This is a genomic window from Paenibacillus alginolyticus DSM 5050 = NBRC 15375 (genome assembly GCF_000422905.1).
Taxonomy (GTDB): Bacteria; Bacillota; Bacilli; order Paenibacillales; family NBRC-103111; genus Paenibacillus_E; species Paenibacillus_E alginolyticus.
Genome location: NZ_AUGY01000014.1, coordinates 127060 through 133296, shown reverse-complemented (window position 1 = coordinate 133296; position 6237 = coordinate 127060). Strand labels below are relative to the sequence as shown.

General features: G+C 48.8%; 3 protein-coding genes. All 3 read left to right on the top strand.

Annotation, left to right across the window (positions count from 1 at the left end):
* Nucleotides 1-456: 456 nt before the first annotated feature.
* A complete protein-coding gene (locus tag G519_RS0108200) occupies nucleotides 457-2490 on the top strand; it encodes a (Fe-S)-binding protein (protein WP_029194264.1) in 2034 nt (677 codons plus the stop codon).
* A gap of 87 nt (nucleotides 2491-2577) precedes the next feature.
* Nucleotides 2578-4971 (top strand): 3-hydroxyacyl-CoA dehydrogenase/enoyl-CoA hydratase family protein, encoded by a 2394-nt coding sequence (locus G519_RS0108195; RefSeq protein WP_029194263.1) that lies wholly within the window; start codon nucleotides 2578-2580, stop codon nucleotides 4969-4971.
* A gap of 74 nt (nucleotides 4972-5045) precedes the next feature.
* Entirely contained in the window at nucleotides 5046-6230 is a 1185-nt protein-coding gene (locus tag G519_RS0108190) for an acetyl-CoA C-acyltransferase (RefSeq protein WP_029194262.1), read from the top strand.
* The last annotated feature ends 7 nt before the right edge of the window (nucleotides 6231-6237 follow it).

Sequence of the window (6237 nt, the reverse complement as noted above, 5' to 3'; positions counted from 1 at the left end):
TAGGTCTTGCAGGGAAAACAGGCTTTGCTGCCGAATCAAATACATTAGGAGAACTCCCTTCTCTTCTAGTGTTTGGTGGTACTTACACTTTCGATTAGATGGGGAGGTTCTCCTTTTTGCATCCTCCAGAAACCCTTATCTGGCGCGGGTTTTGAATTGTGAAACTTACTCCTAGAGGCTCCTAAAGCCAGAGAAAGCAACGAAAATGAGGAAATAGCATTCTCTAAAGGCTCTTATTTATCTGGATTTCGGGCAAGATGGTGTGATTCAAGGTTGCGGGATTTTGGATGGAGTAGTAGGGGGGCTTGCTAAGCTCACTCTTGCGAAATCCTACGAAATCTCATGAAATCTCACGAGATCTTACGAGATTTTAGGAAATCTTAATGAGTCTCACGAAAACGCAGAACAAGCATAAGAAGAAAGTTTTGCTAACGCAAAACGCTAGGAGGGTCCTCAATGACCGGTTCGCTCATTCAGTTTCTTTTATTTCTTGCGGTTACGGGGTTTGCGGTTTATTTATTTGTCCGAGTTGTGTATCACCGATATTTGTACATCAGGCTCGGCAAGTCTGTGAATTTGAAAACGGAAGCGAAGGCGCGGTTGAAGGAGTTTGCGATTCAGGTATTTGGCCAGACCAAGCTATTGAAGGATAAGAAAAGCGGCATCATGCACATTGTGATCTTTTATGGATTTATAATTTTGCAGCTTGGGGCGCTGGATCTCATTTTGAAGGGATTAATTGGCCATGGGTTACCAATACCGGGCTACAATTACTTCACTTTGATGCAGGAAGTGACGGTAGCGCTGATTCTTCTAGCCATGGGATACGCGACTTATCGTCGTTATGTAGAGAAGCTAAAACGGCTGAAACGCGGTTGGAAGCCTAGTATCGTTATATTTTTCATTTTTTTCTTGATGCTATCTGTTGTCGTCAGCGGTGGGTTTGAACGGGTAAAAGAAGGGATGGAGACATCCGCATTTGCACCAATATCATCCCTATTCGCAGCAGCCTTTATCGGTATGTCGCATACAGCGGCTGCGGTTGGTTTCTATATAAGCTGGTGGATGCATTTGCTGATCCTACTCTCATTTCTAATCTATGTACCGCAGTCGAAGCATTTTCACATTATTACAGCACCTATCAATATCTTGCTTCGCCGCACGGAGCCTATCGGTAAACTAGCTTCACTTAATCTAGAGGATGAAGAGGCGGAGTCGTTCGGTGTAGGCAAAATCGAGGATTTCACACAGAAGCAGATGCTTGATTTCTACTCTTGTGTAGAATGCGGTCGCTGTACGAATGTTTGTCCTGCGAATACAACAGGCAAGATGCTATCGCCGATGCATTTGATTACGAAGCTTCGTGATCATTTGACGGAAAAAGGCGCCGCCATCACATCGAAATCACCATGGGTGCCAGCTTTTGCTTTCGCTAGTCCAAGTACCCATAACCCGCTTGAAGTTGAGCTAATTGGCGGCGTTATTACGGAAGAAGAACTGTGGGCTTGTACAACCTGCCGTAATTGTGAGGATCAATGTCCTGTAGGGAATGAGCATGTGGATAAGATTATCGATCTGCGCCGACATCTTGTACTGACGCAAGGCAGCATGCCTCATGATGGTCAACGTGCACTGCAGAACATTGAGAGACAAGGAAATCCTTGGGGTATTAGCCGGAATGATCGCGTGAAATGGGTCAAAGAAGTAGATCCGGATGATGAACTCGGCGTGCGTACGGTGAAGGAAAATCCGGAATTCGAGTACTTGTTTTTCTTGGGTTCCATGGGCGCTTACGATAATCGCAGCCGCAAGGTCACGCATTCTTTTGTGAAATTGATGAAGGAAGCGGGTGTCTCCTTTGCCATTTTGGGCAATGAGGAGAAGAATTCCGGGGACACACCTCGCCGTATGGGCAATGAATTTCTATTCCAACAGCTGTGTGCGGACAATATTGCGACTTTTCAAAAGTATAAGGTTCAGAAAATCGTAACGACATGCCCGCATACGTATCATACATTCAAAAATGAATATCCCGAATTTGGACTTACGGCAGACGTTTTCCATCACACTGAGCTGTTGGATCTGTGGGTGAAAGAGGGGCGTCTTAAGCCGCAACATGAAGTTAGAGGGCGTATTACGTACCATGATTCTTGCTATCTTGGCCGCTACAACAAAGTGTATGAGGAACCGCGTAATGTACTGCGAGCAATTCCAGGGGTTGAGTTGGTTGAGCAAGAACGTTCTCGCGAGAACAGCATGTGCTGCGGTGCTGGAGGCGGCATGATGTGGATGGAAGAAACTGCAGGTACACGCGTTAATGTAGCGCGCACTGAACAGCTTTTGAGTGTGAAACCCACCGTTATCAGTTCCGCCTGTCCTTATTGCTTAACGATGGTGGAGGATGGAACGAAGCTTAAGGAGGTCGAGGAGCAGGTAAAAGCGCGAGATATCGCTGAAATTCTTGCCTTGTCTGTGTTTGGAACGTCTTAGATAATCGACTTCGTAGCCCTAAAGGCGAGCATTTTAAAGTCAGTGTTGATGCGAAAACTGAAAAATCATGTAGGAGGAAATTTCCATATGACAAAGATTCGTACAGCGGCCGTTATCGGCTCCGGTGTGATGGGCTCCGGTATTGCTGCCCATTTGGCAAATGTAGGCATTCCTGTGTTACTGCTCGATATGGTGCCTAACCAACTGCAGGCGCAAGAAGAAGCTGCTGGCCTTACGTTAGATCATCCCAAAGTGCGTAATCGATTTGCTCTTAATGCGATAGATAAGCTCAAGAAGACGAATCCGGCTCCCCTGTACAGTGAAGCTTTCGCTGAACGAATTACACCGGGCAATCTGGAGGATGATTTAGCGAAGCTTGGAAATGTGGATTGGATTATTGAAGTTATTGTGGAAAATTTGCAAGCGAAGCAGCAGCTCATCAGCCGTATTGAATCCGTTTGGAAGCCGGGAACGATTGTTTCCTCGAATACATCGGGCATTTCAATCAATGCCATGGTCCAAAGCGCTAGCCCGGAGTTTAAAAAGCATTTCCTTGGCACTCATTTTTTTAATCCGCCTCGCTATATGAAATTATTGGAAGTGATTCCAAATGTACAGACAGATCCTGCAATTGTCGCACTTATGTCTGATTTCTTTGAGAGAAAGCTTGGAAAAGGCGTTGTTCAAGCAAAAGATACGCCGAATTTTATCGGTAATCGAATTGGTACTTATGGGCTTTTGGTTACTATGCGTGAAATGCTTGCAAATGGATATACCGTCGAAGAAGTAGATGCTGTAACCGGTCCGGCAATGGGCCGCCCTAAGAGCGCGACGTTCCGTACGCTGGACTTGGTGGGACTGGATACATTCGTCCATGTGGCTAATAACGTTTTTGATCTTGTGACCGACCCGGCAGAGAAGGAGATTTTCAATACACCAGCCATTTTAAAAACGATGGTAGAAAAAGGCTGGATCGGAGAAAAGCAGGGCCAGGGATTTTATAAAAAAGTGAAGTCCGAAGCAGGTAAAGAGATTCAATCTCTAGATTTAAATACCATGGAATATTCGACAAGCCGCAAAATTAGTTCGGGCTCTTTGGAAGCTGCGAAGCAGGCGAAAGGTACGGTAGGGAAGTTAAAGGCTTTGCTGAGTGCCAAAGATCGATATTCGGATCTGGCGTGGAACATTTTGAAGCCAGTGCTGCTGTATTCCGCTGAAAAATTAGATGAGATTGCAGATTCCATTGTCGAGATTGATAATGCGCTCAAATGGGGCTTTAACTGGGATCTCGGTCCTTTTGAAACGTGGGATGCCATTGGGTTGAAACGTTCTGTGGAACGAATGGAAGCGGAAGGCAGTAAAGTGCCTGAATGGGTAAAAGCATGGATCGCTGCCGGTCATGACAGCTTTTATGAGAGCAAGGAAGGTCAAAGCTTTTACTATCTGAAAAATGAGTTTCGCGGCGTTGAATCAAGGCCAGAACTCATTTCACTAGCCTCTTTAAAACAGCAAAATAAAGTCATCCGTTCCAATAGCGGCGCGAGCTTGATAGACATTGGAGACGGGGTAGCTTGTTTAGAGTTTCACTCGCCGAACAATGCCATTGGAGCCGATATTCTCACGATGATTCAGCAAAGCGTGGACGAAGTACGCAGCAACTATCGCGGCATGGTTGTCGCTAACGAAGGTAAAAATTTCTGTGTCGGCGCCAATGTGATGCTGTTGTTAATGGAAGCGCAAGATGGCGAGTGGGATGAAGTAGACGGCATCATTCGTTTATTCCAAAACTCCATGCTGAAGCTCAAAAGGCTGGAAAAGCCGGTTGTTGCTGCACCTCACAAGATGACGCTTGGTGGCGGAGTTGAGGCTTGTATGCCGGCAGATCAAATCATTTTCTCGGCGGAAACGTATTATGGTCTCGTTGAAGTGGGAGTTGGCTTAATTCCTGCCGGCGGAGGATGTAAGGAGTTAGCGCTTCTAGCAAGTCAACAAGTTCGTGACCCGGAAGTTGATCTACAGCCGTGGATCAATGCGATTTTTGAAACGGTGGCAATGGCAAAGGTGTCGACGAGCGGTCATGATACGAAACGTCTTGGCTATATGCGTGCTGGGGATACAGTCGTTGTGAATCCGGATCATCGTATTTATGAAGCGAAGCAAGCCGTTCTTCGCATGGAAGCGGCGGGATACACGCCACCTGTACAAGAGAAAATCCGCGTCGTTGGCGAGAATGGCAAAGCGGTGATGCAAATTGCTGCGTATACGATGCGCCAAGGCGGATATATCAGCGAGCACGATCAATTGATTGCAAATAAGCTCGCGCACGTACTTGCTGGAGGGAATGTGCCAGCAGGAACGTTAGTCACAGAGCAATATATGCTCGATCTAGAGCGTGAAGCCTTCCTTAGTCTTTGTGGAGAGCTGAAAACACAACAGCGCATGCAATACATGCTTTCCAAAGGGAAAGCACTGCGGAACTAAAGATGAAGACCTTGCCTTTCTAATTAGAAAGCCACGAATGGTGCATGCCTATTACTCATAATGAGGTGAAATCGATGAAAGAAGCAGTCATTGTATCGATAACACGCACGGCAGTCGGTCGCGCGAAGAAAGGCAGTTTCGCTCAAACCAGAGCGGAGGATCTGGGTAAAGCCGTATTGGAAGAAGCTATACGACGCGCTCCTGGACTCGACAAAGGTGATGTCGAGGACATCATTATCGGGTGCGCGATGCCCGAAGGCGAGCAAGGGCTGAACTTCGCACGCACGATGTCGCTGTATGCGGGCTTCCCGGTGACCGTGCCGGCGATCACGGTCAATCGCTTTTGCTCCTCCGGGCTGCAAGCCATCGCTTATGCGGCGGAGCGCATTATGCTTGGCCACGCGGAGGTGATTGTCGCCGGAGGCGTAGAGAGCATGAGCCACGTCCCGATGACGGGCTTTAAGCTCTCGCCGCATCCGGGGCTGGTTGAGAGCATGCCCGAGGTGTACATGGGCATGGGTCACACAGCCGAAGAAGTCGCGCAGCGCTTCGGCATCTCGCGCGAAGCGCAGGATGGCTTCGCAACGCGGAGCCACAGACTTGCTGCTGCCGCGATCGCAGCCGGCAAGTTCGTAGACGAGATCGTGAAGGTAGAGACGAGCGTGAAGGGCATTGACGAACGCGGCAAAGCGTTCGAGCGGAAGTTCGTGTTTGCCACGGATGAGGGCGTTCGCCCCGATACATCCGTGGAAGGGCTTGCCAAGCTGAAGCCTGCGTTCAGCTTGGGCGGCACTGTGACGGCGGGCAACGCGTCACAGACGTCGGACGGCGCAGCGGCGGCCGTGCTGATGAGCCGCGAGCGCGCGGAAGCGCTCGGGCTGAAGCCGCTGGCGACGTTCAAGGCCTTCGCGCTTTCCGGCGTGGAGCCGGAAATTATGGGGGTTGGGCCTGTGAAGGCGATTCCGAAGGCTTTGCAGATGGCAGGAATCACGCAAGACCAAGTGAAGCTGTTTGAAATCAACGAAGCGTTCGCTTCGCAATGTGTCCATATTATTCGCGAGCTAGGCTTGAATGAAGATTTGGTGAATGTGAACGGTGGCGCCATCGCCCTCGGGCATCCGCTCGGTTGTACCGGCGCGAAGCTGACAACGAGCTTAATACACGAGCTGCAGCGTCGTGGCGGCGGCTATGGTGTAGTGTCCATGTGTATCGGCGGCGGAATGGGAGCTGCCGGCGTATTTGAAGTACATCCTGTTTAATGAAATC

Coding starts and splice junctions, on each gene's coding strand:
- G519_RS0108200 (WP_029194264.1), top strand. CDS start 457: ATGACCGGTTCGCTCATTCAGTTTCTTTTATTTCTTGCGGTTACGGGG.
- G519_RS0108195 (WP_029194263.1), top strand. CDS start 2,578: ATGACAAAGATTCGTACAGCGGCCGTTATCGGCTCCGGTGTGATGGGC.
- G519_RS0108190 (WP_029194262.1), top strand. CDS start 5,046: ATGAAAGAAGCAGTCATTGTATCGATAACACGCACGGCAGTCGGTCGC.